The sequence below is a fragment of the Thiofilum flexile DSM 14609 genome (assembly GCF_000380185.1).
In the GTDB taxonomy this organism is placed as follows: domain Bacteria; phylum Pseudomonadota; class Gammaproteobacteria; order Thiotrichales; family Thiotrichaceae; genus Thiofilum; species Thiofilum flexile.
In genome coordinates this window covers 43,839-70,014 of sequence record NZ_KB904817.1, presented here as the reverse complement: position 1 = coordinate 70,014, position 26,176 = coordinate 43,839, and the positions used below count along the sequence as shown (strand labels likewise).

The 26,176-nt window shown below is 44.8% G+C and carries 43 protein-coding genes; 1 reads left to right on the top strand and 42 read right to left on the bottom strand.

What is annotated here, in order from left to right; all coding sequences use genetic code 11:
* Window positions 1-22: 22 nt before the first annotated feature.
* Window positions 23-682 carry a pseudouridine synthase gene (locus A3IK_RS0117745; protein ID WP_020561317.1) on the bottom strand — a complete coding sequence of 220 codons (660 nt, stop codon included), beginning with the start codon at window positions 680-682 and terminating at the stop codon, window positions 23-25.
* Window positions 683-852: 170 nt separating this feature from the next.
* On the opposite strand from A3IK_RS0117745, the gene A3IK_RS20610 reads away from it, so the two are divergent.
* The gene (locus tag A3IK_RS20610; protein ID WP_162596689.1) at window positions 853-1,350 is read left to right on the top strand and encodes an invasion associated locus B family protein; all 498 of its coding nucleotides are present in this window, start codon (window positions 853-855) and stop codon (window positions 1,348-1,350) included.
* Window positions 1,351-1,397: 47 nt separating this feature from the next.
* Here A3IK_RS20610 and dxs read toward each other — a convergent pair whose 3' ends face one another.
* The 41 genes from dxs to rpsJ form a co-directional block, all read right to left on the bottom strand.
* The gene (dxs, locus tag A3IK_RS0117735; protein WP_020561315.1) at window positions 1,398-3,284 is read right to left on the bottom strand and encodes a 1-deoxy-D-xylulose-5-phosphate synthase; all 1,887 of its coding nucleotides are present in this window, start codon (window positions 3,282-3,284) and stop codon (window positions 1,398-1,400) included.
* Between the two features lie 111 nt (window positions 3,285-3,395).
* The gene (locus tag A3IK_RS0117730; RefSeq protein WP_020561314.1) at window positions 3,396-4,280 is read right to left on the bottom strand and encodes a polyprenyl synthetase family protein; all 885 of its coding nucleotides are present in this window, start codon (window positions 4,278-4,280) and stop codon (window positions 3,396-3,398) included.
* On the bottom strand, window positions 4,277-4,525 hold the full coding sequence (locus A3IK_RS0117725) for an exodeoxyribonuclease VII small subunit (RefSeq protein WP_020561313.1): 249 nt from the start codon (window positions 4,523-4,525) through the stop codon (window positions 4,277-4,279). The genes A3IK_RS0117730 and A3IK_RS0117725 overlap by 4 nt, the downstream gene beginning before the upstream one ends.
* A gap of 139 nt (window positions 4,526-4,664) precedes the next feature.
* Entirely contained in the window at window positions 4,665-4,970 is a 306-nt protein-coding gene (locus A3IK_RS0117720; RefSeq protein ID WP_020561312.1) for a DUF1244 domain-containing protein, read from the bottom strand.
* A gap of 10 nt (window positions 4,971-4,980) precedes the next feature.
* Window positions 4,981-5,751 (bottom strand): cell division protein ZapD, encoded by a 771-nt coding sequence (gene zapD, locus A3IK_RS0117715; RefSeq protein ID WP_020561311.1) that lies wholly within the window; start codon window positions 5,749-5,751, stop codon window positions 4,981-4,983.
* Window positions 5,752-5,826: 75 nt separating this feature from the next.
* Window positions 5,827-6,429 (bottom strand): dephospho-CoA kinase, encoded by a 603-nt coding sequence (gene coaE, locus A3IK_RS0117710; RefSeq protein WP_026221050.1) that lies wholly within the window; start codon window positions 6,427-6,429, stop codon window positions 5,827-5,829.
* A 57-nt stretch (window positions 6,430-6,486) separates the two neighbouring features.
* Window positions 6,487-6,765: a 30S ribosomal protein S20 gene (rpsT, locus tag A3IK_RS0117705; protein ID WP_020561309.1), complete on the bottom strand. Its 279-nt coding sequence runs from the start codon at window positions 6,763-6,765 to the stop codon at window positions 6,487-6,489.
* 113 nt (window positions 6,766-6,878) lie between these two features.
* Window positions 6,879-7,745, bottom strand: coding sequence for a ParB/RepB/Spo0J family partition protein (locus A3IK_RS0117700; protein WP_020561308.1), 867 nt, complete (start codon window positions 7,743-7,745; stop codon window positions 6,879-6,881).
* Window positions 7,739-8,536 (bottom strand): ParA family protein, encoded by a 798-nt coding sequence (locus A3IK_RS0117695; RefSeq protein WP_020561307.1) that lies wholly within the window; start codon window positions 8,534-8,536, stop codon window positions 7,739-7,741. The genes A3IK_RS0117700 and A3IK_RS0117695 overlap by 7 nt, the downstream gene beginning before the upstream one ends.
* Window positions 8,537-8,557: 21 nt before the next feature.
* Window positions 8,558-9,184, bottom strand: coding sequence for a 16S rRNA (guanine(527)-N(7))-methyltransferase RsmG (gene rsmG, locus A3IK_RS0117690; RefSeq protein ID WP_020561306.1), 627 nt, complete (start codon window positions 9,182-9,184; stop codon window positions 8,558-8,560).
* On the bottom strand, window positions 9,177-11,075 hold the full coding sequence (mnmG, locus tag A3IK_RS0117685) for a tRNA uridine-5-carboxymethylaminomethyl(34) synthesis enzyme MnmG (RefSeq protein ID WP_020561305.1): 1,899 nt from the start codon (window positions 11,073-11,075) through the stop codon (window positions 9,177-9,179). Before mnmG ends, rsmG begins: the two co-directional genes overlap by 8 nt.
* A 17-nt stretch (window positions 11,076-11,092) precedes the next feature.
* Window positions 11,093-12,079, bottom strand: a complete 987-nt coding sequence (gene bioB, locus A3IK_RS0117680) for a biotin synthase BioB (RefSeq protein ID WP_020561304.1) — start codon at window positions 12,077-12,079, stop codon at window positions 11,093-11,095.
* Window positions 12,080-12,091: 12 nt separating this feature from the next.
* Window positions 12,092-12,469 (bottom strand): hypothetical protein, encoded by a 378-nt coding sequence (locus tag A3IK_RS0117675; protein ID WP_020561303.1) that lies wholly within the window; start codon window positions 12,467-12,469, stop codon window positions 12,092-12,094.
* A 69-nt stretch (window positions 12,470-12,538) separates the two neighbouring features.
* Window positions 12,539-12,910, bottom strand: coding sequence for a 50S ribosomal protein L17 (gene rplQ, locus A3IK_RS0117670; RefSeq protein ID WP_020561302.1), 372 nt, complete (start codon window positions 12,908-12,910; stop codon window positions 12,539-12,541).
* Between the two features lie 28 nt (window positions 12,911-12,938).
* Window positions 12,939-13,943 (bottom strand): DNA-directed RNA polymerase subunit alpha, encoded by a 1,005-nt coding sequence (locus A3IK_RS0117665; RefSeq protein WP_020561301.1) that lies wholly within the window; start codon window positions 13,941-13,943, stop codon window positions 12,939-12,941.
* Between the two features lie 26 nt (window positions 13,944-13,969).
* Complete coding sequence (gene rpsD / locus A3IK_RS0117660; protein ID WP_020561300.1) at window positions 13,970-14,590, bottom strand: 30S ribosomal protein S4; 621 nt, start codon at window positions 14,588-14,590, stop codon at window positions 13,970-13,972.
* A 10-nt stretch (window positions 14,591-14,600) separates the two neighbouring features.
* A complete protein-coding gene (gene rpsK, locus A3IK_RS0117655; protein WP_020561299.1) occupies window positions 14,601-15,005 on the bottom strand; it encodes a 30S ribosomal protein S11 in 405 nt (134 codons plus the stop codon).
* Between the two features lie 22 nt (window positions 15,006-15,027).
* Window positions 15,028-15,384: a 30S ribosomal protein S13 gene (gene rpsM / locus A3IK_RS0117650; protein WP_020561298.1), complete on the bottom strand. Its 357-nt coding sequence runs from the start codon at window positions 15,382-15,384 to the stop codon at window positions 15,028-15,030.
* Between the two features lie 146 nt (window positions 15,385-15,530).
* The gene (gene rpmJ / locus A3IK_RS21000) at window positions 15,531-15,644 is read right to left on the bottom strand and encodes a 50S ribosomal protein L36 (RefSeq protein ID WP_083915775.1); all 114 of its coding nucleotides are present in this window, start codon (window positions 15,642-15,644) and stop codon (window positions 15,531-15,533) included.
* A gap of 20 nt (window positions 15,645-15,664) precedes the next feature.
* Entirely contained in the window at window positions 15,665-17,014 is a 1,350-nt protein-coding gene (gene secY, locus A3IK_RS0117645; RefSeq protein ID WP_020561297.1) for a preprotein translocase subunit SecY, read from the bottom strand.
* A gap of 8 nt (window positions 17,015-17,022) precedes the next feature.
* Window positions 17,023-17,457 (bottom strand): 50S ribosomal protein L15, encoded by a 435-nt coding sequence (gene rplO / locus A3IK_RS0117640; RefSeq protein ID WP_020561296.1) that lies wholly within the window; start codon window positions 17,455-17,457, stop codon window positions 17,023-17,025.
* 2 nt (window positions 17,458-17,459) lie between these two features.
* On the bottom strand, window positions 17,460-17,648 hold the full coding sequence (gene rpmD, locus A3IK_RS0117635; protein ID WP_020561295.1) for a 50S ribosomal protein L30: 189 nt from the start codon (window positions 17,646-17,648) through the stop codon (window positions 17,460-17,462).
* Between the two features lie 3 nt (window positions 17,649-17,651).
* Window positions 17,652-18,161 carry a 30S ribosomal protein S5 gene (rpsE, locus tag A3IK_RS0117630; RefSeq protein WP_020561294.1) on the bottom strand — a complete coding sequence of 170 codons (510 nt, stop codon included), beginning with the start codon at window positions 18,159-18,161 and terminating at the stop codon, window positions 17,652-17,654.
* Window positions 18,162-18,173: 12 nt separating this feature from the next.
* Window positions 18,174-18,527: a 50S ribosomal protein L18 gene (gene rplR, locus A3IK_RS0117625; RefSeq protein WP_020561293.1), complete on the bottom strand. Its 354-nt coding sequence runs from the start codon at window positions 18,525-18,527 to the stop codon at window positions 18,174-18,176.
* 10 nt (window positions 18,528-18,537) lie between these two features.
* Window positions 18,538-19,074 (bottom strand): 50S ribosomal protein L6, encoded by a 537-nt coding sequence (gene rplF, locus A3IK_RS0117620; protein WP_020561292.1) that lies wholly within the window; start codon window positions 19,072-19,074, stop codon window positions 18,538-18,540.
* Between the two features lie 12 nt (window positions 19,075-19,086).
* Entirely contained in the window at window positions 19,087-19,482 is a 396-nt protein-coding gene (gene rpsH / locus A3IK_RS0117615) for a 30S ribosomal protein S8 (protein WP_020561291.1), read from the bottom strand.
* Between the two features lie 12 nt (window positions 19,483-19,494).
* Complete coding sequence (gene rpsN / locus A3IK_RS0117610) at window positions 19,495-19,800, bottom strand: 30S ribosomal protein S14 (protein ID WP_020561290.1); 306 nt, start codon at window positions 19,798-19,800, stop codon at window positions 19,495-19,497.
* A 12-nt stretch (window positions 19,801-19,812) separates the two neighbouring features.
* A complete protein-coding gene (rplE, locus tag A3IK_RS0117605) occupies window positions 19,813-20,352 on the bottom strand; it encodes a 50S ribosomal protein L5 (protein ID WP_020561289.1) in 540 nt (179 codons plus the stop codon).
* A gap of 20 nt (window positions 20,353-20,372) precedes the next feature.
* On the bottom strand, window positions 20,373-20,690 hold the full coding sequence (gene rplX, locus A3IK_RS0117600) for a 50S ribosomal protein L24 (RefSeq protein ID WP_020561288.1): 318 nt from the start codon (window positions 20,688-20,690) through the stop codon (window positions 20,373-20,375).
* Between the two features lie 13 nt (window positions 20,691-20,703).
* Window positions 20,704-21,072, bottom strand: coding sequence for a 50S ribosomal protein L14 (rplN, locus tag A3IK_RS0117595; protein WP_020561287.1), 369 nt, complete (start codon window positions 21,070-21,072; stop codon window positions 20,704-20,706).
* A gap of 27 nt (window positions 21,073-21,099) precedes the next feature.
* Entirely contained in the window at window positions 21,100-21,360 is a 261-nt protein-coding gene (rpsQ, locus tag A3IK_RS0117590; RefSeq protein ID WP_020561286.1) for a 30S ribosomal protein S17, read from the bottom strand.
* A 2-nt stretch (window positions 21,361-21,362) separates the two neighbouring features.
* Complete coding sequence (gene rpmC, locus A3IK_RS0117585) at window positions 21,363-21,560, bottom strand: 50S ribosomal protein L29 (protein ID WP_020561285.1); 198 nt, start codon at window positions 21,558-21,560, stop codon at window positions 21,363-21,365.
* Window positions 21,560-21,973 carry a 50S ribosomal protein L16 gene (gene rplP / locus A3IK_RS0117580; protein WP_020561284.1) on the bottom strand — a complete coding sequence of 138 codons (414 nt, stop codon included), beginning with the start codon at window positions 21,971-21,973 and terminating at the stop codon, window positions 21,560-21,562. The genes rpmC and rplP overlap by 1 nt, the downstream gene beginning before the upstream one ends.
* Before the next feature lie 12 nt (window positions 21,974-21,985).
* Window positions 21,986-22,687: a 30S ribosomal protein S3 gene (gene rpsC / locus A3IK_RS0117575; RefSeq protein WP_020561283.1), complete on the bottom strand. Its 702-nt coding sequence runs from the start codon at window positions 22,685-22,687 to the stop codon at window positions 21,986-21,988.
* A gap of 8 nt (window positions 22,688-22,695) precedes the next feature.
* A complete protein-coding gene (gene rplV / locus A3IK_RS0117570) occupies window positions 22,696-23,046 on the bottom strand; it encodes a 50S ribosomal protein L22 (RefSeq protein ID WP_020561282.1) in 351 nt (116 codons plus the stop codon).
* 10 nt (window positions 23,047-23,056) lie between these two features.
* Window positions 23,057-23,329: a 30S ribosomal protein S19 gene (gene rpsS / locus A3IK_RS0117565; RefSeq protein WP_020561281.1), complete on the bottom strand. Its 273-nt coding sequence runs from the start codon at window positions 23,327-23,329 to the stop codon at window positions 23,057-23,059.
* 12 nt (window positions 23,330-23,341) lie between these two features.
* A complete protein-coding gene (gene rplB, locus A3IK_RS0117560) occupies window positions 23,342-24,169 on the bottom strand; it encodes a 50S ribosomal protein L2 (protein WP_020561280.1) in 828 nt (275 codons plus the stop codon).
* Between the two features lie 17 nt (window positions 24,170-24,186).
* Entirely contained in the window at window positions 24,187-24,480 is a 294-nt protein-coding gene (rplW, locus tag A3IK_RS0117555) for a 50S ribosomal protein L23 (protein ID WP_020561279.1), read from the bottom strand.
* Window positions 24,477-25,079, bottom strand: coding sequence for a 50S ribosomal protein L4 (gene rplD / locus A3IK_RS0117550; protein ID WP_020561278.1), 603 nt, complete (start codon window positions 25,077-25,079; stop codon window positions 24,477-24,479). The genes rplW and rplD overlap by 4 nt, the downstream gene beginning before the upstream one ends.
* Before the next feature lie 13 nt (window positions 25,080-25,092).
* Window positions 25,093-25,725 carry a 50S ribosomal protein L3 gene (gene rplC, locus A3IK_RS0117545; RefSeq protein ID WP_020561277.1) on the bottom strand — a complete coding sequence of 211 codons (633 nt, stop codon included), beginning with the start codon at window positions 25,723-25,725 and terminating at the stop codon, window positions 25,093-25,095.
* 137 nt (window positions 25,726-25,862) lie between these two features.
* Window positions 25,863-26,174, bottom strand: coding sequence for a 30S ribosomal protein S10 (gene rpsJ, locus A3IK_RS0117540; protein WP_020561276.1), 312 nt, complete (start codon window positions 26,172-26,174; stop codon window positions 25,863-25,865).
* Window positions 26,175-26,176 lie beyond the last annotated feature (2 nt).

Here is a 26,176-nt window from a genome sequence, read left to right as displayed (position 1 = left end):
AATAATCCTTATTAACGGCAAACTAAAAGGGGGCGAGACAATTAAAACTTAAACGTTCATGGGTAATGGGATGTGACAAACGAATAAAGCTCGCATGTAATAATAGCCGTGGGGCTTTGAGGCGAATAGAGTCGGGTGCATATAAATCATCACCTAAAATAATATGCCCAATACTCAATAAATGTACTCGTAATTGATGCGAGCGCCCCGTCACTGGCTCTAGCTCTACCCGTGTCGCATTTAACTCATCATCATAAGCCAAAACTTTATAACGGGTCAGTGAGGGCTTACCTAACTCAAAATCGACCTTTTGCTTAGGCCTATTAGGCCAGTCAGCAATTAAGGGCAGATCGATTTCCCCCTTAGTTTTAGCGAGCTTACCATCCACTACTGCAATATAACGCTTTTCAACTAAACGCTCGGCAAAAGCAATACTCAACGTACGATGAATCGCCTTTCCGCGTGCTAATACTAAAATACCGGAAGTACTCATATCCAAACGATGCACGATTAGCGCATCAGGGTATAAAGTCTGAGCGCGGGTAATCATACAGTCCGCCCGTTCAGCGACACTACCCGGTACGGACAGCAATCCAGCCGGTTTATTAACCACCACCAAAGCCTCATCGGCGTATAACACCTCAAACCCCGCAGGAGGGTTATAGGTGGGTTCGTTTATCATACAATAACCCTATTTATCCACTTAAAAGCTTGCTTGAATTTAGCGGCAGTATTCTGCCATGCTCACTCTAAAGCTGCACCTATCGCGCTGGATTGCGATTGTAGTGCTATTTTTCTCGGCAGCTCATGTTAAACTCTGACACTCAATTCACTCTAACTAAGGAGATCAGGATGTCATCTAGACTTACCTCTCTTATGCTAGTTACGGCATTTTCTCTATTAAGCGATGCAGCGCTAGCTGCCGGGACTGTTCAGGGGGCACGTTTTGGTGATTGGGGTGGCAATTGCCAAACCACTCAAGCGGGTAAACCAGTCTGTTATTTAGAACAAACCGTTAGCAAAGAAGGTAGCAACCACCCCCTCATGGTAACGGTCATAGGCTATGCACCCAATAAAAAGAATCCCACGCTTATTCTAGAATTACCGGCGGGGGTAGATATGCGCCAAGGCATACATTTGCAGGTGGATCTCAATGCTCCTGTGAGCTTTGTAGGTGACTGTCAACCACGGGGTTGTCGCGCGGGCTTTGCTTTAGACGACAATATGACCGCTCAGTTTAAAAAGGGCAAAAAGGCTGTCGTAGCCTTTACTCCTAAAGCGAGTAACAAACCAATACTATTACCTATTTCTTTAAAAGGTGTTACTAGCGGCCTACAAGCCCTACGCTAAATCACGGGTCAAGAGGCTGTTTTTTTAACAGCCTCTGGCTCAACTGCTTAAGCTACCACCTTAGGCACGATTGCCACCAGCTCTTGTAAGGGTAATACTTTCAAAGCATGCTCACGAATACGCTGAACTAAACTCACGGCATCCAAACCACATAAAGCCAACTGCTCTTCCCGTAAAGCATGCTCAATATAATCATCAGGAATACCGATATTTAAGACCGGAATAGTAATACCCGCTTGAGCCAGATACTCATTTACTCCACTACCGGCACCACCCATAACTGCATTATCCTCTAGTGTCACCAACAACTCATGGGTTTGTGCTAAGGTTTGAATCAGAGCCTCATCCAGTGGTTTTACAAAGCGCATATTGACTAAAGTGGCATCTAATTCATCCGCTGCCAAACGTGCATCCGCTAATAAAGAACCGAATAATAAGAGTGCTATGCGCTTACCCTTACGCAATACTTCACCTTTACCTAGCTCATACTCGGTCATAGTAGGATTAGGTGTAATCCCCACACCCTTACCGCGTGGATAGCGTACTGCGGTGGGTACATTTTGTTTAAAGGCGGTATAAAGCATTTGCCGACACTCATTTTCATCGGTCGGTGCCATAATCACCATATTCGGCACACAGCGTAGATACGACAAATCATAATTACCTGAGTGGGTAGCACCATCCGCCCCCACTAAACCTGCTCGATCAATCGCAAAGACAACGGGCAGATTTTGAATCGCAACATCATGAAGAAGCTGATCGTAAGCCCGTTGCAAAAAGGTAGAGTAAATCGCTACTACCGGCTTTAAGCCCTCACAGGCCATACCCGCCGCAACCGTCACCGCATGTTGCTCAGCAATCCCTACATCAAAGTAACGCTCTGGATACTCTTTAGCAAAACGTACCAAACCTGACCCTTCACACATGGCGGGTGTAATCGCCATAAGACGCTCATCTTGAGCCGCCATATCACATAACCATTCGCTAAATACTTGGGTATAGGTAGGCGTGCTTTTTTTGGCTAGCGTGCTGATTCCTTTATCGAGATCAAAAGGCGAGACCCCATGATACATACAAGGATCATTTTCAGCCGGTTCATAGCCCTTACCCTTTTGGGTAATCACATGCAGGAGGCGGGGGCCTTTAATTTGTTTGAGGTTTTGCAATACGCTGACCATTTCAGTCACATCATGCCCATCCATGGGGCCATAATAATGAAAGCCCATTTCCTCAAACCAAGTGCTAGGCATGACCATGCCTTTCATGTGTTCTTCGGTGAGCTTGGCTAAGCGTGATAGGGAGCGACTACTAGAGAGTACTTTTTTGCCATTTTCGCGCACACTCGCATACATAGGCCCTGATAGTAGGCGCGTTAAATACTTATGCAATGCTCCTACATTAGGGGAGATAGACATCTCATTATCATTGAGCACGACTAATAAATTAGCGTCTAAATCACCTGCATGGTTGAGTGCTTCATAGGCCATCCCAGCGGTCATGGCACCATCACCAATTACGGCTATAGCCTGAGAATCTAATCCTTTAGCTTGGGCGGCTAATGCCATACCTAAAGCAGCGCTAATCGAGGTACTAGAGTGTCCCACTCCAAAGGTGTCATAAGGGCTTTCGGTGCGCTTTGGAAAACCGGATAGTCCGTCTTTTTGCCGAATACTCAGCATTTCTTCGCGGCGTCCGGTGAGGATTTTATGTGGATAAGCCTGATGCCCAACATCCCACACCAAGCGATCTTCGGGGGTATTAAACACATAATGCAACGCAACCGCCAGCTCCACGGTGCCTAAGTTAGAGGAGAAATGCCCACCGGCGGAAGACACAGTATCTAATAAAAATTGGCGCAGCTCAGTACACACTGTGGGTAAGTCAGTGATAGCCAGTTGCCGTAAATCGGCTGGATAATGAATTGCTTCTAGCATCGGACTGCTTCTCCTACAAACCCATCCATAAGGACTCGGGTACAGTGTCTGTTGTTATTAGTGGGCGTAGATAATGCCCTAGCGTCAGTATACAACGATCAATGTGCAGTTTTAGTGTGCACGTTTTACCGTAAATTTGGCGATTTCGCGTAGAGAGTCTGCACGTTCATCAAAATCAGCTAAGGCCTCTAGTGCTTGATTGTGCAATAGGATGAGTTTTTGCTTAGCCGCTGCCATACCCATAATCGAAGGATAAGTCGGTTTATTAGCCATTAGATCTGCACCTTGGGTTTTACCTAAGGTCACCGTATCACTTTCAATATCCAAAATATCATCCTGTACTTGAAAGGCTAAACCAATACAAGCAGCGTAGTGATATAAAGCATCTCTTTGTGTTTCTGAACAGCCCGCTGCTTGAGCACCTAGCCCTACACTGGCTCGAATTAAAGCCCCTGTTTTATAGCGATGCATGGTCTCTAACTCACCCTCAGTGAGTACCTTACCTACCGCAGCTAAATCAATGGCTTGTCCACCTACCATGCCCTGTGAACCTGCCGCTTGTGCTAATAGCCGTAACATAAATAACTGCTGGGCAGCACTAATAGTAGGCTGGGCATAGGTGAGTAGTTCAAAAGCAAGCGCTTGTAATGCATCCGCCGCTAAGATAGCGGTAGCCTCATCATAGGCACGATGACAAGTCGGTTTACCACGGCGTAAATCATCATTATCCATCGCGGGTAAATCATCATGAATTAACGAATAGACATGAATCAATTCAATCGCCGCAGCAGCATGATCAAGGTATTCAAGGTCTTGCCCTAAGGCTTGTCCGGTTGCATACACCAGCATCGGTCTCATACGCTTGCCACCATTGAGTACGGCATAACGCATCGCTTCATGGAGACGACTGGGTATAGTATGACTAGTGGGGAGGACACGATCAAGCACTGGCTCAATACGTTGCTGATAGGTCATTAATTGTGGGCTGAGTATCATCCTGCTAGCCCCTCTGGTAACTCTGCTAAGAGGTTTTCGGTTCCATCTTGTTGCACTACCCTCACCCGCTGTTCGGCTTGAGACAGTGATGCTTGGCAAAGACGAGTTAACTGTACCCCTTTTTCATAGGCTAACAGTGCCTCATCTAAAGACAGACTGCCCTCCTCCATAGTGTGTACCAGTTGCTCCAACGCCAAAAGTGCCTCTTCAAACGAGGGAGTAGGATTAGTTTTTGCTTTAGCCATTACGTCTTAGCCACGACTCTCCAGTAAATCTATCTAGTAAAGCGTAACTCTACCGTAACCGCAAGCAATTACGCTTTTTAAGGGTGTAATAGCCTCAGCTTCCCTTGTAACGCTTAAAGCATAGGCTAGATTAGAAAAACTAGTGCGTCATTTGCTCGGGTGTAATGGCGTTAAATTGTGCGGTCTGCTCAGACGTTGCTTCTTGTTGATATAACGACTTCCATTCGGCATAAGGCATACCGTAAATAATGGCACGTGCTTGCTCATAATCTAAGGCCAGATCACGCTCTTGTGCGGCTCCTGCATACCACTTCGCCATACAATTACGGCAAAATCCGGCTAAATTCATTAAGTCGATATTTTGTACATCCGTGCGTTTTTGCAAATGGCTGACTAGCTTACGCCACGCCGCTGCTTCTAACTCTAACTGGGTTTGCTCATCCATTACCTAGACCCTAAAAATTACATAGTTTTAGATAGAAAACGATATCATGACTAGATTGTTGCTTACTGCGTTCGCCGATTTCCTCGCTATCTAGAAAGCGTAAGGAAAAGCGTTGTTTACCCGCACTGATTTCAGGGTAATAGCGCTCTTCACTCGGTAGCATAATCTGCAATAACTGATAGGGCTTACGACTGTCCAATACCATCTGAAAAAAGCCATCTTTGGCTATCACTTCGGTGGTATCACAACAATTACGAATCAGGTCTAAGGCAAAGGTCAAGGCATCCGCTGCGACTTGATAAGGCTTAGACCAGGCTTCTAGATTCGCCATACGGGTTTCAATGGGACGTTGATACCAAAAATGCAGTACTGGACTATCAAACCCATTCAACCCCCCCGGAAGGGCTGCACGCTGGCGTAGATTGCTAAAAAAGGCATGATCCCGCAGATGACTACCTAGTGAGCTGGGCAAGGCATATAACGCGGCTGCATGTTGTTGTAATTGATTTGAGATCACTGCTAGCGTATTGGCACCTTCCTCGGTGCTATAGGTTTGCTTAGCTACAACGCCAATTCGATCCAGCTCTTTTAGTACCTCACTTTTAAGATCGACACGAGCAGATAGGCTATACAGATCCAACAATACTAATAGTGCTACTAATGAATCTTCTGGTGCTGCTGTATTCGGATCACGCACATGATAGCGATAACGCTTTACTAGGGATTCTAGTCTTAAGAAGAGACGAATCTTTTCAGTCAAAGGTTGTTCATAAATAATCATAACAGTGCTCTGTTGCCTTTTATGTAGGCGCCAACTTCAATCCAACATCATCCCTATCCTATTAACACCGTATAGTTAGCGAGTTTGGGCAATGTTAAGCAACTTGGCATGTAAATCATCAACAGCTTGATACAAATGCTCTATGGTATGGGTATTATCCAATACATAGGTAGCATGCTGTAGACGTACCTCACGCGTAACTTGTGTTTGCATGATTTGATTCACGAGGATTTCTGTAGTCTGATCCCGCTGCAACACGCGAGCTATTTGTTGTTCTGGTAAACAATCAATCACCACTACCTCATCACACAGGCTTTTATAACCCTTTTCGATCAGGAGTGGAATATCAATTAACACATATGGAGCATTTTTATAGCTTAAGACGGCTTGTTGAATACGCTCACGAATAATCGGGTGCAAAATAGCTTCTAGTCGTTCTAACTGTTGGGTATCTGCAAAGACTCTTTGCCGCAACTTAGCTCGGTCTAAAGCTCCCTCAGGAGTCAAGATATCAGCACCAAAGGTATTGGCTATGGATGCTAACGCAGGTTCCCCAATGGCTACAACCTGACGAGCAATAAGGTCGGCATCCACGATAGGGACACCATGCAACCTAAACCGACTAACTGCGGCGCTTTTGCCGCAGCCAATCCCACCTGTCAAACCTATTTTGAGCATGTGATAACACGCAGGAATTAACGCGGTGATCGAATAGAGAGACTAGTTCGTAACGTATTAGCCAGCATTCGCCAATACCAATGCCTTTAATTTAGCATTGAGACGGCTTTTATCGCGTGCCGCTTTATTTTTATGAATAATGCCTTTGTCTGCGGTTGAATCAATCACAGAGATAGCTACTTGGAAAGCCTTTTGTGCGGCTTCTTTATCGCCAGTCACAATAGAGGTTTGAGCTGTTTTTACTAAAGTACGCATACGTGAACGTAAGTGCTTGTTAAGCATGCGACGCTTTTCAGATTGGCGTACACGCTTCTTAACTGATGCTATATTAGGCAAGGGTCTTCTCCCGACATTACCATTCCAAAATAAAGCGCGTATTATGCAGATAAGTAACCCTGCCAGCAACTATTGCTAGGGCAAAGCCGCAAAAATATTCTAAATAGGCCTATTTAGCTTTGCAGATGACTCAAAATTCCCTCTAACTCATCTAAACTATGGTACTCAATCACTACCTTACCCTTACCTCGTTTAGAATGGCTAATACTAACTCGTGCCCCTAAACGCTCGGACAGCGAGTCTTGTAACACACGCATATCGGCATCTATTTGTGGGGGTGGTAAAGCAACTTTGGCAATCTTACCTAACAGCGCTAGTTTTACTAATTCTTCAGTCGTTCGTACACTCAATTGCTGCGCGATAATACGCTCGGCTAATTTAAGTTGTTGTGCCTCATCTTTAAGGCTGAGCAAAGCCCGCGCATGACCACTACTTAACTCATTACGCTCGACCATAGCCTTAAGCTCAGCGGGCAAATCCAGTAGGCGCAATAAATTGGTAATAGCTGCCCGCGAGCGTCCTACCGCATCCGCTGTTTGTTGATGAGTCAAACCAAACTCTTCAATTAAACGCTTGAGAGCATTAGCTTCCTCAATAGTATTCAGATTTTCACGTTGAATATTTTCAATCAGTGCCAAAGCGGCAGCGGCTTGATCGGGAATATCACGCACGATAGCCGGAATATCCGCCATATTCACTAATTGACACGCCCGCCAACGTCGCTCGCCTGCGATTAACTCATACTGATCCGGTGCTAGACGTCGTACTACAATCGGTTGAATCAAACCTTGGCTTTTAATCGAAGCTGCTAACTCTTCGAGTGCTGCCTGATCCATATGGCGACGGGGTTGATAGCGTCCGGGTTGAATTTGGCTAAGGGGTATTTTTTTAAGTACTGCTTGATTAGTAGGAGGTTCCAGTGCCGTTTTGGTACTTAATAATGCCTCTAGGCCACGCCCTAAGGCGGTCTTTTTTACCATTCAATCACATCCTCCACCGTAGCAGGTTGATGATTACCCAGCACCTCGGCGGCTAGTGCTAAATAAGCCAAAGCACCCCGTGAATTTCGATCATAACTCAAGACGGGCATACCATGGCTGGGCGCTTCTGCTAGGCGTATATTACGGGGTATTACGGTGTTATAGAGCTTATCGCCAAAATGACTGTAAAGCTGATCGGATACATCACGCGCTAGATTACTACGCGGGTCAAACATGGTACGAATCAATCCCAATACGACTAACTGGGGATTAGCACTCTGGCGAATCTGCTCTATCGTGGTCATTAATGCACTCAGCCCTTCTAAAGCATAATACTCGCACTGCATAGGAATAATCACCCCATTAGCGGCGACTAAACCATTGACGGTGAGCATATTCAAGGACGGTGGGCAATCAATAATAATAAAATCAAAGTCAACTAAAGGCGCTAGCACTTGTTTCAGACGATACTCTCGTTGCTCTGCCCCCATCAATGCCACCTCAGACTCGGTTAAATCGGGTGTACCGGGAATCGCATATAAGGTCGAACTTTCATCCCCCACCTGAGTCAACACCGCACGAGCTTCGGCACGCTCTTGCAAAACATCATTGAGATTTAAGGCGGTAGCATGCTTATCAATACCCACTCCGGTAGTAGCATTCGCTTGGGGATCCATATCAATGAGTAATACCCGCTTACGCAAAGCAGCCAAGGCAGCCGCTAGATTGACACTGGTCGTGGTCTTACCAACTCCCCCTTTTTGATTAGCAATAGCAATTACTTGAGTCATGAGCTTCCCTTCAATCTTTACTCATTGGGTAGGTATTAATTCTAATAAATGACGTTCAGCCGCTAAATTCGGCACATGTAATACATGGCTAGCGTGCAATTGCCATCCTATCGGCAAATGAGCTAACTCATCCTGTGGATAGCGCCCCTTCATGGCATACAGCACCCCATCCTCTGCTAAATGCTGTCCTGATGACTGAATAAAATCGACCACTGAGGCAAAGGCACGGCTAATAATACTATTAAAGCGTTGAGTAGGTTGCCAACTTTCTACCCGTGTTTGTATGACAGTAACATTTTTTAAGCCTAATTCCCCTACCGCCTGCTGCATAAAACGGGTCTTTTTGCCATTGGTATCCAATAAAGTCCAATGCTGCTCAGGATTTAAAATGGCTAAAGGAATACCGGGCAACCCCGCACCACTACCCACATCTAAACAATGTTCCCCTGTTACAAAAGGAACAACACTCAGGCTATCCCATAAATGTAGCACTAACATATCCGCCGGATCACGTACCGCAGTGAGATTATGAACCTTATTCCAGCGCTGGAGTAAGGCCAAATAAGCCCCTAACTGCTGTTGTTGAGCCGCTGTACTTTGCAAGCCTAATGCTTGCCAGCCCTGTTGCCATGCAATTGTTTCAAGCACCTTGGCGCAATGCTCCTAATGAATGTTTTTTAAGGGCGACTAATAGCAATGAAATAGCCGCAGGGGTAATGCCCGGAATACGTGCCGCTTGCCCAATCGAGGTTGGTTTTTGGTGCTGCAACTTTTGGCGCACTTCATTAGATAGCCCTGATACTTTGCCGTAATCAAAATCAGCCGGAAGCAGAGTTGATTCTTGGCGTTCTTGGCGGGCTATTTCTTCATTTTGGCGCTCGATATAGCCTGCGTATTTAATTTGAATCTCGACTTGCTCCACGACTTTGGGGTCTAAAACAGCATCATTTGCCGCTAAGGGTAAACTCATTAAACCCTCATAGCTTACATTAGGACGAGCGAGTAATTCAGCCAAGCGATACTCACGGCTTAATACATCCCCTAATACACGAGTACTATCCTCGACTGATAAAGTCCCCGGACGAATCAGGGTTGCTTTCAGGCGTTGTTGTTCGCGCTCAATCGCTTCACGTTTACGACTAAAAGCCTCCCAACGCGCATCATCCACTAAGCCCAATTCACGCCCTATTTCTGTTAACCGGAGATCCGCATTATCTTCACGCAGTAATAAGCGATGCTCCGCACGGCTGGTAAACATACGATAGGGCTCTAGTGTGCCTTGAGTAATGAGATCATCAACCAATACCCCCATATAGGCTTGATCACGACGAGGCGACCAGCCCTCTTTACCTTGTGCTAAGCGTGCTGCATTTAAACCAGCTAATAGGCCTTGTGCGCCCGCTTCTTCGTAGCCGGTAGTGCCATTAATTTGCCCAGCAAAGAATAAGCCTTCAATCGCACGAGTTTCTAAAGTCGGCTTTAAATCACGCGGATCAAAAAAGTCATACTCAATCGCGTACCCCGGACGAGTAATGTGGGCATTTTCAAACCCCTCCATCGAACGCACAATTTGATACTGCACATCAAAGGGTAGACTGGTGGAAATCCCATTGGGGTATAGCTCATAAGTATCTAACCCTTCTGGCTCAATAAAGATTTGATGCCGCTCCCGATCCGCAAAGCGCACCACTTTATCCTCAATAGAAGGACAGTAACGCGGCCCTACTCCCTCAATCACGCCGGTATACATCGGCGAGCGATCTAAGGCTCCTCTAATCAATTCGTGAGTCTGAGGGTTGGTATAGGTGATATAGCAACAAATTTGTTGAGGATGCTCCTCCACTTTGCCTAGAAAGGAAAACACCGGCAAAGGATTATCACTAGGTTGCTGAGCTAATTTACTAAAGTCGACCGAACGGGCATCAATTCGAGGCGGTGTCCCCGTTTTTAAACGTTGTACTCGTAGGGGTAACTCACGTAGCCGCGCGGATAAGTTTTGTGCGGGCGGATCACCCGCGCGACCGCCACTATAGTTTTCTAAACCAATATGGATTTTGCCAGCTAAAAAGGTTCCCGCCGTCAACACGATGGTTTTAGCATCAAAGCGTACTCCCATCTGAGTAACAGCCGCTACCGCTCTGCCATTTTCAACAATAATGTCATCAACGGGCTGTTGAAATAGATCGAGATTAGCTTGCCCCTCAACTATCGCTCGCACCGCTGCTTTATAACGAATGCGATCCGCTTGGGCGCGGGTGGCACGTACGGCAGGGCCTTTGCTGGAATTTAAGGTGCGAAACTGAATACCACCACGATCGGCAGCATGCGCCATGGCTCCACCTAGCGCATCAATCTCCTTGACTAAATGCCCTTTACCAATTCCACCAATGGCAGGGTTACAGCTCATTTGCCCAATGGTTTCAATATTGTGCGTTAGCAATAAGGTCTTTTGCCCCATACGTGCAGCGGCAAGGGCTGCTTCGGTTCCTGCATGTCCGCCGCCGATTACAATAACGTCATAGGTGATAGGGTAGCGCATGATAGTGGCCTATTAATTTAGCAGTTAAGCGAGGCATGAGCATGGGAATGCGCTTTAGGCGCTTCACATTCAATCCCCAAACGCTTAAATAACTCCCGATCATGATTTTCTTCGGGGTTTTCGGTTGTGAGCAATTTATCGCCATAGAAAATAGAATTGGCTCCCGCAAAGAAGCACCAAGCCTGCATCTCATCACTCATCTCGGTACGGCCTGCGGATAAGCGTACATAAGATTGCGGCATTAAAATACGTGCTATGGCAATCACACGAATAAACTCTAGCGGATCAAGCTTAGGGTTATTACTCATAGGTGTACCCTCCACTCGTACCAAGTCATTAATAGGTACAGAATCGGGGTGTTGTTTGAGATTTGCTAATTGTTGCAATAGCCGTGCTCGGTCTTTACGGGTTTCACCTAAACCTAAGATTCCGCCCGAACAGACATGAATACCGGCATCACGTACTGCATCTAGCGTATCTAAACGATCTTGATAGGTGCGAGTCGTAATCACTTGACCATAAAACTCAGGTGAGGTGTCGAGATTATGATTGTAATAGTCTAAGCCCGCTTGGCGTAGGCGTTGCGCCTGATGCGGTTGCAGCATACCTAGGGTGACACAAGTCTCCATCCCTAGGGCTTTAACACCCTGCACCATTTCGGCTACTACTTCGAGATTTTTATCGGTTGGATTACGCCATGCTGCACCCATACAAAAACGAGTGGCTCCTGTTTCCTTGGCACGTTGGGCAGAGGCTAGTACTTCATTCAGGGGTAGTAAACGCTCCCGCTCTACACTGGTATCATAACGCGCACTTTGCGAGCAATAACCGCAATCTTCAGGACAAGCACCTGTTTTAATACTCAGCAAAGTACTAACTTGTACTTCATTGGCTGGAAAATAGGCGCGATGTACTTGATGAGCCTTAAACATTAAGTCATTAAAGGGTAAAGCGAATAACTCAAGTACTTCACTAATATGCCAATCATGGCGCATGCTGCTCATGCCCTATCCTCGTTAGTGGGAAATGTTCGTATCATACCATTGTTCACGATTAATCTTGAGAATTTGGTATATCGATAAGGGAATCATCACCATCGCACCCAAAATCCATAAATGTAGCCAATATTTTGCAAAGAAATCCCCCGGTGCGAATGTCAGAACGGGAATAAGCAAACCTGCCAAACCATAATAAAAATAAGCCCCTATCTGAGTATAGTGACCTACACGAGGATTAGGATTATGACGCAGCATGGCATAGGTGATCATCGAGCCACCAAACCAAAAAATAAATAGGGGGAAAGGTATTAAAACTGCCAGAATATTACCGTAGTGAAATATTTTGGCACTACGCTTTGCTTGTTCAGCAGTGACTACATCCGCTTTAGAAGACATATTTTGTCCTTATACAAACACAAAAACCGGCTAGAAGCCGGTTTTTGAAAGTTGAAGACAAGCTTTAACTTATTCAGCTGCCGCTTTAGACTCAACTAATGATACATAAGCCATTGGTGCATTGTCACCAGGACGGAAACCGCATTTAATAATGCTTAAATAACCACCCGGACGAGTTTTAAAACGAGGCCCAATATCATTAAATAATTTTGCCACAATTTCCTCATCACGTAGACGTGCAAACGCGATACGACGATTGTGAACAGAATCTAGTTTAGCACGAGTGATTAAAGGCTCCGCTACTCGACGCAATTCTTTTGCTTTCGGTAGTGTCGTTTTAATCGCTTCGTGGCGCAGTAGGGCATTGGTCAAACTTTGCAATAAGGCCTTGCGGTGGCTGCTATTGCGGCTTAGTTGACGCCCAGTATTACGGTGACGCATTTATAACATCCTTCCAAACGAATGGGGGTTAGCCCATTTTGTTATCTCTATGATCTAGACCTGCGGGAGGCCAATTATCGAGCTTGGTTCCAAGAGTTAACCCATGAGAAGCAAGCACTTCCTTAATCTCAGTGAGTGATTTTTTACCTAGATTCGGAGTTTTTAATAACTCAGTCTCTGTACGTTGTACTAAATCACCAATGTAGAATAAATTCTCAGCTTTCAAACAGTTAGCCGAACGAACTGTTAACTCTAAATCATCCACTGGACGCAATAGAATCGGTTCGATTTCAGGTTGAGCTGCTTCTTTCTGAGTGGGTTCAACAATCCGTAGGTCAAAGAAAACGGATAATTGTTGTTGCAGAATTTGGGTTGCCATGCTCAAAGCATCTTCCGCACTGATTGAGCCATTGGTCTCAATCTCTAGAATCAACTTATCCATATCAGTGCGTTGCTCTACACGAGCACTATCAACATTGTAGGCAACGCGGATAATAGGACTATAACTGGCATCCAATACTAAAGTTCCCAGCGGTAACTCTGGTGAGTCTGGACCACGGCGAATAGAAGCTGGCTGATACCCGCGACCACTCGTGATCGTGAGACTCATCTCTAGCTCCACACCTTCTTTAGTAATATGTGCAATCACATGATTAGGATTAATAATTTCCACATCATGATCTAGCTCAATGTCTGAAGCGCGAACCGGACCGATTCCAGACTTTTTCAAAGTCAGAGTGGTTTCATCACGCTCATTCAAACGCACATATAATTTTTTCAGATTCAACAGGATTTCAACCACATCCTCTTGAATACCCTCGATGGTGCTATACTCATGTACAACACCAGCGATTTGGACTTCAGTCACTGCACTGCCGGGGATAGATGACAGCAGAATTCTACGCAGGGCATTACCCAACGTATGACCGAAACCCCGCTCCAATGGCTCAAGCGTAATCCGAGAGGTATTTAACCCTAACTCTTGCACTTGAACATTGCGCGGTTTCAGTAAATCAGTCGTTTTTGAGGTCATGCTCGTCTCGCGAATCAGGTTATTGACTACTTGGAGTACAATTCAACAATCAATGACTCATTGATTTCAGCAGGTAGATCCGAACGATCTGGAACTGATTTGAAGATACCCTCAAATTTTTCCTTATCCACATCAACCCATACTGCAAAACCTTGGGAAGCAGCTACAGCTAAAGCATCCTGAATACGAACTTGCTTTTTAGCACGATCACGTACAGAAATTTTGTCGCCGGGTTGTACTTGATAAGAAGGAATATTGATAATTTGTTCGTTTACGCGAATCGCTTTATGGCTCACTAACTGACGTGCTTCAGCACGAGTCGCCGCAAAGCCCATACGATAAACAACATTATCCAAACGCCCTTCTAATAGTTTTAGAAGGTTTTCACCGGTAGAACCTTTGCGACGTGCTGATTCTTTAAAGTAATTACGGAATTGACGCTCTAATACACCATAAATACGACGTACTTTTTGCTTTTCACGTAATTGTACACCATAGTCGGATAAACGATTTTTGTTCTCGCCATGCTGACCGGGTAACTTAGCTAATTTACACTTCTTCTCAAGTGAAGTACCACGGCTTTTGAGGTAGAGGTCAGTGCCTTCACGGCGACTTAACTTACAAGTAGGTCCAATATATCTTGCCATGACTTATCCCTCACACACGACGTTTCTTAGGAGGACGGCAGCCATTATGAGGAATGGGCGTTACATCCGTAATATTCGTAATCTTATAACCTGCGTTGTTTAAAGAGCGCACGGCTGATTCACGACCAGGACCTGGGCCTTTAACTTCAACATCTAGGTTTTTCAGGCCGTATTCTTTTGCTGCATTACCAGCACGTTCGGCTGCTACCTGAGCAGCAAAGGGCGTACTTTTACGCGAACCACGGAAACCTGAACCACCGGCTGTAGCCCAAGATAAAGTATTACCTTGACGATCTGTAATGGTCACAATGGTATTATTAAACGATGCAAAAATATGAGCTACACCGTCAGTAACCGTTTTTTTAACTTTTTTACGTGCGGTATTCGCACCTTTACGAGTTGGCTGTTTGGCCATAATTCATTACCCTATCACTGAATTACTTGCGAATCGGACGGCGTGGACCTTTACGGGTACGCGCATTAGTTTTAGTACGTTGACCGCGCACTGGCAGACCACGTCTATGACGAATACCACGATAGCAGCCCATATCCATTAAGCGTTTAATGCTCATGGAAAGCTCACGACGTAAGTCACCTTCTACGATATATTTGGCAACTTCAGCACGGACACGCTCGACTTCATCTTCAGTCAGATCGCGGATTTTAGTGCTAGGGGTAATATTGGCAGTTTTACAAATAGCAGCGGCACGAGTGGGGCCAATACCATAAATAGCCGTTAGGCCAATGATTACATGTTTTTGAACAGGAAGATTGATACCCGCTATACGAGCCATCCAAAATTCTCCAGATTTACGGAAAGCGTGCGATTGTGCCGCATTCTCGTTTATTTATCAACAAATGCCTGTGCAATAAAATGAACACAGGCATTCACGGTCTCTGCCCCTTAAGACAGAAACAATCTGTTTTGAAAGGCTATGAATTAACCTTGACGTTGCTTATGACGTGGATCAGAACAGATTACGCGCACAACGCGATTGCGACGAACAATACTGCAATTGCGGCATAGTTTTTTAACAGAAGCTCGAACTTTCATGAGCTTTAACCTCTTAAAATTTATTTCACCACACCCGGACGGGTGATGGATTTAAAATTAGCCTTTTTCATCAAGCCTTCGTATTGATGTGACATCATGTGGGACTGTAGCTGAGCTAAAAAGTCCATGACAACCACCACAATAATCAACAGCGATGTACCACCGAAATAGAAAGGCACATTCCAACCTAAAATCAAGAACCCCGGTAATAAACAGACTAAGGTAATATAGATAGCACCGACTGCGGTTAAGCGGGTCATTACACCATCAATATATTTAGTGGTCTGCTCACCCGGACGGATTCCCGGAATAAAAGCACCTGCTTTCTTGAGATTGTCGGCAGTCTCACGTGAATTAAACACTAAGGCTGTATAGAAAAAGCAGAAAAACACAATCGCTAGGGCATATAAAATGACATAAACCGGCTGACCAGGTTGTAGCATATTGAAGAAACTACGCAGCCATTCCATACCCTCAGAATTACCAAACCACTGCCCTATTGTGGCAGGGAATAAAATAATACTAGAGGCAAAAATAGGCGGAATAACCCCAGCCATATTTAACTTCAGCGGTAAATGGCTCGACTGTGCGCCCATCATGCGATGACCTTGTTGGCGATTGGCATAGTTCACCGTAATACGGCGCTGTCCACGTTCAACAAAGATCACAAAGGCAGTGACTAATAAAATAAGGGCTAATAATACAATAACAAGGAAAGGCGAAAGGGTTCCTTCATTCACAAGATTAAAGGTTTTACCCAAAGCTACTGGCAATCCTGCCACAATACCCGCGAAGATAATGAGCGATATACCATTACCAATACCACGTTCAGTGATCTGTTCACCTAGCCACATGAGGAACAGTGTTCCAGTAACTAGCGTTACTACGGTAGTAATAATAAAGCCTAAACCAGGTTGTAGGGCGATAGTTTGACCGGGTGACACTTCTTGTCCACCTAAAGCAACTGCCACCCCAACACTTTGGAATAGAGCCAATACCACTGTACCATAACGAGTATATTGGGTGATTTTGCGCCGCCCTGTCTCTCCCTCCTTCTTCATTTGCTCTAAAGAAGGTACTACCGTCGCCATTAGCTGCATAATAATCGATGCAGAAATATAAGGCATAATACCTAGAGCAAACACACTCAGACGTTCCAGTGCGCCACCTGAAAACATATTAAACACACCTAAAATCGTGCCACTGTTATCACTAAAAAACTGTGACATGGCCTGAGGGTTAACCCCAGGGATAGGTATATAAGTTCCAATGCGATAGACAATCAATGCTAAAAGTACAAACACCAAACGGTGTCTAATTTCAGCAATATTGCCTATTCCGCCCAATGCTGTCGAAGGAGTTGCAGCCATTTATTCTATTATTCCTCGATTTTGCCACCTGCCGCTAGAATTGCTTCACGAGCACCTTTAGTAACGCCTACACCTTGAATGGTATAAGCTTTATCTACAGTGCCTGACAAAATAATTTTAGCTTGCAGTGAGCGTGCATCAATAACATTAGCAGCAATCAATGCTTCTAATGTAACTATACTGTCTGATAGCTGCACTAATTCGTTTAGGCGTACTTCAGCAGTACGGAAACCGATGCGTGATTTAAAACCCACTTTAGGTAAGCGGCGTTGTAGGGGCATTTGACCGCCCTCGAACCCAACTTTATGAAAACCACCAGCACGCGAACGTTGACCTTTGTGTCCACGGCCTGCTGTTTTACCCAAGCCTGAACCAATACCACGTCCTACACGGGTACGTGCCTTACGGCTGCCCGCTGCTGGCTTTAATGTATTCAGTTTCATGTTTACACTTCCTCAACCTGTAATAGGTAAGAAATTTTGTTAATCATGCCACGATTTTCAGGAGTGTCTATGACAACCACAGGGTTATTAATACGACGAATACCTAAACCACGCGCACATTGAATGTGGCTTTTTAAGCGTCCATTCAAACTTTTTACTAAGACCAATTTGACTTGTTTAGTGGTGCTCATTGGTTACCCCTTGATCTGTTCAACAGTCTTACCACGTTTTGCAGCAATCATTTCTGGATGCTGCATATCGGTTAGACCTTTAATCGTTGCACGAATAACATTACCCGCATTACGAGAACCGATACATTTTGATAAAACGTTTTTCACCCCAGCAACCTCTAGTACCGCACGCATTGCACCACCGGCAATGACACCTGTACCATCAGAAGCAGGTTTCATAAATACAGTCGCTGCACCATGACTTGCTTTCACTGGATACTGCAAAGTGCCTTCATTTAGGTGAATGCTGACTAGGCTTTTACGCGCTTGTTCCATTGCTTTTTGAATTGCAGCAGGAACCTCGCGGGCTTTACCATAGCCAAAACCCACACGACCATTACCATCGCCTACGACTGTTAATGCAGTAAAACTAAAAATCCGTCCACCTTTTACCACCTTAGAAACGCGGTTAACGTGAACTAATTTTTCCTGCAAACCATCGGCTGAAGGGCTTGTATTTTCAACTTTTGCCATGACATTGAACCTTTAAAATTGCAAACCAGCTTCACGAGCAGCATCAGCTAGCGCCTGAACCCGACCATGGTATTTAAAACCAGAGCGGTCAAACGCAACAGACTCGATACCTTTTTCTTTCGCTCGTTGTGCCACTAATTTGCCCACAGCAGCAGCCGCTTCGACATTACCAGTATAAGACAGAGTTGTGCGCAACTCTTTATCAATCGTAGAAGCACTCGCTAATACCACATTGCCTTCTGGAGCAATAATTTGCGCATAGATATGGCGTGGTGTGCGATGTATACATAAGCGGGTAACACGTAATTCGCGCATTTTCGCACGAGCACGTTTGCTACGACGAATACGACTCAGTTTCTTATCCATCTAGATTACCTTACTTCTTCTTCGCTTCTTTACGGAGCACTTGTTCATCGGAGTACTTCACACCTTTGCCCTTGTAAGGCTCTGGTGGACGATACGCACGAACTTCAGCCGCTACTTGTCCGACTTTCTGTTTATCAACGCCACGGATGATAATTTCAGTTTGACTAGGCGTCTCAACGGTAATACCTGCTGGCATGTTATGCACAACCGGATGGGAGAAACCTAAACTTAAGGTCAGTTTGTCACCTTGCGCTTGAGCACGATAACCAACCCCACTCAGTAACAACTTTCTCTCAAAACCTTGAGACACGCCTTTGATCATATTATTGGCTAACGCACAAGCAGTACCTGCATGCGCCCAACCATTTTCGGCTTGCTCACTTTGTGGACGGAAAGACAGATGTGAACCGTCGATAACTACTTCTACAGAATCATGCACATCTAAGGTAAGAGCACCTTTAGCACCCTTCACCGTCATGACTCGCTTATCCATAGTGACCTGTATACCATTTGGTAAATCAAGGCCACGCTTTGCAATTCTTGACATACAGTTAGCCTATTACTCAACGATACAGATAACTTCGCCACCCTGACCTGCAGCACGTGCTGCACGATCACTCATCACACCCTGAGAGGTTGAAACGATAGCGATACCATAACCACCTAATACAGTTGGTAATTGAGTTTTACCACGGAAAATCCGTAAGCCCGGACGACTCACACGAGTCAAACGGCTAATAACCGGTTTACCTTGGAAATATTTCAATACCACAGTAGTAGTAGGTTTGCCGTCATTAGCTTCAGTACTGTGGCTAGCAACATAGCCCTCAGCTTCTAAAACATTTAAGACAGCCGTTTTCTGTTTCGATGCAGGAAACGATACTTTTAATTTACTCGCACGTTGACCGTTACGAATGCGCGTCAACATATCCGCGATAGGATCACTCATACTCATGATTTAGCCCTCTTACCAGCTAGCTTTCGTTAAGCCCGGAACATCACCACGCATAGCCGCTTCACGCAGTTTATTACGTGATAAGCCGAATTTGCGATAGACGCCATGTGGACGACCTGTCAAGTTGCAACGACGACGTTGACGTGCTGGACTAGAGTCACGAGGTAACTTTTGTAGAGCTGTTACAGCTTCTAACACTGCTTCATAACTAGAAGCAGGGCTAGCAATGATTTTCTTGAGAGCATCACGTTTTTCAGCATGCTTAGTAGCCGCTTCTTTACGTTTCACCTCACGAGCAATCATGGATTTCTTTGCCATGGTTTCGTGTCCTTATTGTCTGAATGGGAATTTGAAAGCAGCTAATAAAGCGCGGCCTTCTTCATCCGTTTTTGCAGTAGTAGTGATAGTGATATTCATACCACGCAATGCATCAATTTTATCGTAATCAATTTCGGGGAAAATGATTTGCTCTTTTACACCCATATTGAAATTACCACGACCATCGAATGCCCTTGGATTCAAACCACGGAAATCACGAATGCGAGGGATAGAAACATTCACCAAACGGTCAATGAATTCATACATGACGTCGCTACGCAGGGTCACCATACAACCTATAGGCCAGTTGTCACGAATTTTAAATCCCGCAATAGACTTGCGTGATAAAGTGACGACAGGCTTTTGACCGGATATTTTTGCCATATCCGCGACCGCGTGTTCAATTACTTTCTTGTCACCTACGGCTTCACCTAACCCCATATTCAGGGTTACTTTAGTGATCTTAGGGACTTCCATTACATTTTTATATCCGAACTTATTCGTTAACTCGCTAACGACAGTATTCCGATAATAGTCTTGCAACCTTGTCATGTTTTAAATTTCACCTAATATTAAGCGTCTACACGCTCACCGTTGGATTTGAATACACGGACTTTTTTGCCATCGTCCAGAATCTTAAATCCAACACGTTCACCCTTGTTAGTACTTGGGTTCAATACCATCAAATTAGAAATTTGAATGGGCATTTCTTTTTCAATCACCCCACCTTGAATCCCTAAGTTAGGATTAGGCTTTTGGTGTTTTTTTGCAATGTTCACGCCTTGCACTAAGGCTTTACCATTCGCGAACACTTGCAAAACGGTACTTTGACGACCTTTGTCTTTACCAGTAACAACGACTACTCGGTCATTTTTACGAATCTTGTTCATTGTCTTATCTCTCTTACAGTACTTCAGGAGCCAATGAAATAATTTTCATAAAACGCTCGCCACGTAACTCGCGTGTCACTGGTCCAAAGATACGAGTACCTAATGGCTCTAATTTGTTGTTTAAAATAACAGCTGCATTAGAGTCAAAGCGAATCACTGAACCATCAGGGCGACGTACACCTTTGGCGGTTCTCACAATAACAGCGTTATACACATCGCCCTTCTTAACACGACCACGTGGGTTAGCATCTTTAATGCTCACCTTAATAACGTCGCCGATATTAGCATAACGACGATGCGAACCACCTAATACTTTAATGCACATTACTTTGCGTGCACCACTATTGTCTGCCACTTGCAGAATTGATTGCATCTGGATCATGTTTTACTCTCCGTTCTGCGAGGATGATTAATCCGCAGCACGCTCAACAATTTTAACCAATGTCCAGTGCTTCGTTTTAGACAATGGACGGCATTCTGTGAACATCACTGTGTCGCCTACAGCGCACTCGTTATTCTCATCATGCACATGATATTTTTTGGAGCGCTTGATGAACTTCCCATACAGAGGATGCTTAACTTGACGTTCCAGCAGCACTACAATGGATTTATCCATTTTATCGCTGACTACACGACCGGTCAGACCGTGTTTAACTTGTTCTTCGCTCATACTTACTCACCCGCACTTGACTTTTGTGCCAGCACCGTTTTGATTCTGGCAATTTCACGACGCACACGCTTCACTTCTGAAGGACGCGATAATTGACCAGAAGCCTGTTGCATACGCAATTTGAATTGTTCTTTCAAATTTTCAGTCAACTCGGTTTGTAACTCAGCGACTGATTTATTACGAAGTTCTGCTGCTTTCATTACATCACCTGGCGAGAGACAAACGTAGTTTTCATTGGCAGTTTAGCAGCCGCTAAGCGGAATGCTTCACGAGCCACTTCTTCAGCCACACCTTCGATTTCGTAAAGGACTTTACCGGGTTGGATTTGGGCTACCCAATACTCCACATTACCCTTACCTTTACCCATACGAACTTCAAGGGGCTTTTTACTGATAGGCTTATCTGGGAATACACGAATCCAGATTTTACCACCACGACGTACATAACGGTTAATGGCACGGCGAGCAGACTCAATCTGACGCGCTGTCAAACGACCGCGCTCAAGAGTTTTTAAACCGAACTCACCAAAGCTTACTTTAGAACCCGCTAGCGCAAGACCGCGATTACGGCCTTTCATTTGCTTGCGGAATTTCGTTCTTTTTGGCTGTAACATCTTTGACCTCTATTACTTTTTCTTTCTGGTATTGTTGTTATTACCAGAATTGCCAGCGTTGGATTGCTTTTGCTCTAGATCAAAGACTTCGCCTTTATAGATCCAGACCTTGACGCCAATAATGCCGTAAGTTGTTAAAGCTTCTGCTGTTGCATAATCGATGTCAGCACGTAGCGTATGTAAAGGCACACGACCTTCGCGATACCACTCAGTACGAGCAATCTCAACACCGTTTAAACGGCCTGCAACGCTTACCTTAATCCCCAAAGCACCTAGCTTCATCGCATTACTCACCGCACGCTTCATAGCACGACGGAACATAATACGACGCTCAAGTTGACTGGCTATACTTTCAGCAACTAGCTGAGCATCTAACTCAGGTTTACGAATTTCTTCAATGTTTAACTTAACGTTATTCACATGAAGATCGAGCATCTTAGCCACATCAGCACGTAAACGCTCAATGTCCTCACCTTTCTTACCAATGACAACACCAGGGCGTGCTGTATGAATGGTAATAAAAGCAGACTTAGCAGGGCGTTCGATGCGAATCCGACTGACCGATGCTTCTTTTAATTTCGCTTTTAAGAAAGCACGAACTTCTAAATCTTTATGTAAGAAATTCGCGTAGTCTTTTCCTTCGGCATACCATTTAGAGCGCCAATCTGTCGCTATACCAAGGCGGATACCGGTTGGATGTACTTTTTGACCCATATTAAACCTCAGCCTTTCTTAGCAATTTTTTCGTCACTCACTTTAATAGTGATATGACTGGTACGCTTCAAGATACGATTCGCACGGCCTTTAGCACGTGGTTGAATACGTTTCATCGTAGGTCCTTGGTCGACGAAAATCGTTTTAACCGATAATTCATCTACATCAGCGCCTTCGTTATGCTCGGCATTAGCGATGGCTGATTCTAGTACTTTCTTAATAATAGCCGCGCCCTTTTTAGAGCTAAAAGCTAAAATTTGAAGTGCTTTACCAACAGGCTCACCACGAATTTGATCAGCAACTAAACGGCACTTTTGAGGTGATATACGCGCGGTGCGTAAATGAGCTGCAACTTCCATACTCGACCTCTTACTTAGACTTCTTATCAGCGACATGGCCGCGATAAGAACGGGTTAGCGCAAACTCACCTAGCTTGTGACCAACCATATTATCATTAATCAATACAGGTATATGTTGTTTGCCATTATGTACAGCAATCGTTAAACCTACCATATTGGGCAAAATCATTGAGCGGCGTGACCATGTTTTAATGGGCTTGCGGTCATTGTTTGCAACAGCAGTTTCAACTTTTTTCATCAAATGATGATCAACAAATGGGCCTTTCTTTAACGAACGTGGCATTCTTCAGTCCCCTTACTTCTTATTCCGACGACGAACGATCATGTTGTCGGTACGCTTGCTACTACGAGTTTTGTAACCCTTAGTCGGAACACCCCAAGGAGTGACCGGATGGCGACCACCTGAAGTACGACCTTCACCACCACCATGTGGATGGTCAACAGGGTTCATAGCAACACCACGAACAGTTGGACGAATACCACGCCAGCGTTTAGCACCCGCTTTACCTAATTTAATTAGGCCATACTCGGAATTGCCTACTTCGCCTACAGTAGCACGACACTCAGCCGGTACTTTACGCATTTCACCAGAGCGTAAACGCAAGGTTACATGGGCATTTTCACGAGCAACGATTTGAGCAGATGTTCCTGCACTACGCGCTAATTGAGCACCTTTACCCGGTTTCATTTCAACGCAATGCACAACACTACCCACAGGAATATTACGCATAGGTAATGCATTACCTACAGCGATAGGTGCATGTTGACCAGATACCACTGGATCACCTGCATTTAAGCCTTTAGGAGCGATAATGTAACGACGCTCACCATCAGCATACAGGACTAGCGCAATATTAGCATTACGATTAGGATCGTACTCTAAGCGCTCAACACGACCTTGAATATCGTCTTTACGGCGTTTGAAGTCAATCAAACGATAGTGTTGACGACTACCACCACCCACATGACGAGTAGTGATACGACCATTATTATTACGACCGCCAGTTTTATTTTTGCGCTCTAATAATGGCTTAAAGGGTTCACCTTTATGTAGGTCTTTATTAACCAAACGTACTTGAGCACGACGCCCAGCAGAGGTTGGTTTAGATTTAATAAGTGCCATATAATAATACCACCCTATTATTCAGCTGCTGCAAGAGAATGGCCTTCAGCCAAGCTAATATAAGCTTTCTTCCAATCACTACGCTTACCTGCGCGGCGACCGAAGTTTTTCCCTTTGCCTTGAACATTTAAAGTTTTTACGTCGGTAACAACGACTTCAAATAACTTTTCAACAGCAGCTTTGATTTCTGGTTTAGTGGCATCTTTAGCAACTTTGAAAACATATTGATTTGAGCCTTCTGTTAGCCCAACGGACTTTTCAGTCACACGTGGAGCTAACAGCACCTTGTATAGGCGCTCTTGATTGATCATGCCAACCACTCCTGAATTTTGGCAATAGCCGTTTCAGTCGTCACGACTTTCTCGTGACCTACTAAACTGACTGGATTAAGTTCGGCGAATGATAATACTTCGCAATGAGGGATATTGCGAGTCGCCAATAATAGATTGGCATCATCACCGTTAGTGACAAACAGTACATCATTAGTACCGTATTTTGCTAATTCTGTTACCGCTAACTTAGTTTTTGGCTCAGCCATATCTAGACTAGCAACAACGATCAGACGCTCTTGGCGAACCAATTCAGACAATATAGAGCGCATTGCTGCACGATACATTTTCTTATTGAGCTTCTGAGTATAATCACGTGGTTTAGCAGCAAAAATCTTACCACCTGTACGCCATAATGGGCTACGGATAGTACCTGCACGCGCACGACCAGTTCCTTTTTGACGGAACGGTTTTGCACCACCACCACTCACTTCAGAGCGGGTTTTTTGAGCTTTAGTACCTGCACGCGCTGCTGCCATATAAGCAACAACGGTTTGATGCACTAAGCCCTCATTAAATTCACGACCAAACACTTCATCGTTGACGCTGAGTGCATTGCCGTTTAAGACTTGTAATTCCATCGTAGCAACCTTATTAAGCTTTAACTGAAAGCTTTACAACGACATTGCCGTTCACTGCCCCTGGCACTGCACCTTTTACTAATAAAAGATTGCGCTCAGCATCGACTCTAACGACTGTTAAACACTCTACAGTAGTATTTACAGCACCTAAGTGACCTGACATTTTCTTACCGGGGAATACACGACCAGGCGTTTGATTTTGACCGATAGAACCGGGAACACGGTGAGAGCGGGAGTTACCGTGAGTCGCATCTTGACCACGGAAATTATGACGTTTAATAGTACCAGCAAAGCCTTTACCTTTACTAACACCAGCAACGTCTACTTTTTGACCTTCTTGGAAGTAGGTCACTGTCAATTCTGAACCAACAGAATACTCTGAAGCTTTCTCGACTCTAGACTCACGAACAAAAGTACCTACTGGAACGCTAGCTTTAGCAAAGTGACCTGCTTGAGCTTTAGTAACACGAGATGCTTTTTTCTCACCTAGAGATAATTGAATCGCTTCATAGCCATCAGATTCGGCAGTCTTGACTTGAGACACTTTATTAGGCGCAATCTCTAAAACGGTAACAGGAGTTGCTCCCCCATCTTCACCGTAGATTCGGGTCATGCCTATTTTGCGACCCAGCAGACCGATAGCCATTTGCTTACCTCTCAAATATACTCGCTTGGAGTGATTTCGATTCTTTCGACTAGAAAAACACGGCTCGACCTAGGTCGAGCCGTGGAAAGCCGCGTATTATACACGGAAAAAATCGAAAATTAAGTACTTATTACAGATCAGTTCAATTTAATCTGTACATCGACGCCTGCGGCTAGATCTAAACGCATTAAAGCATCTACCGTTTTATCGGTAGGATCAATAATATCCATCAAACGCTTATGAGTACGAATCTCATATTGATCACGCGCATCTTTATTCACGTGTGGAGAAATCAAAATCGTGTGACGCTCAATACGAGTAGGTAAAGGAATAGGGCCTTTAACACGAGCGCCAGTGCGTTTTGCAGTTTCAACAATCTCAGAAGCTGAACGATCAATTAAACGATGATCGAAAGCTTTAAGACGGATACGAATTCTTTGATCAGACATGC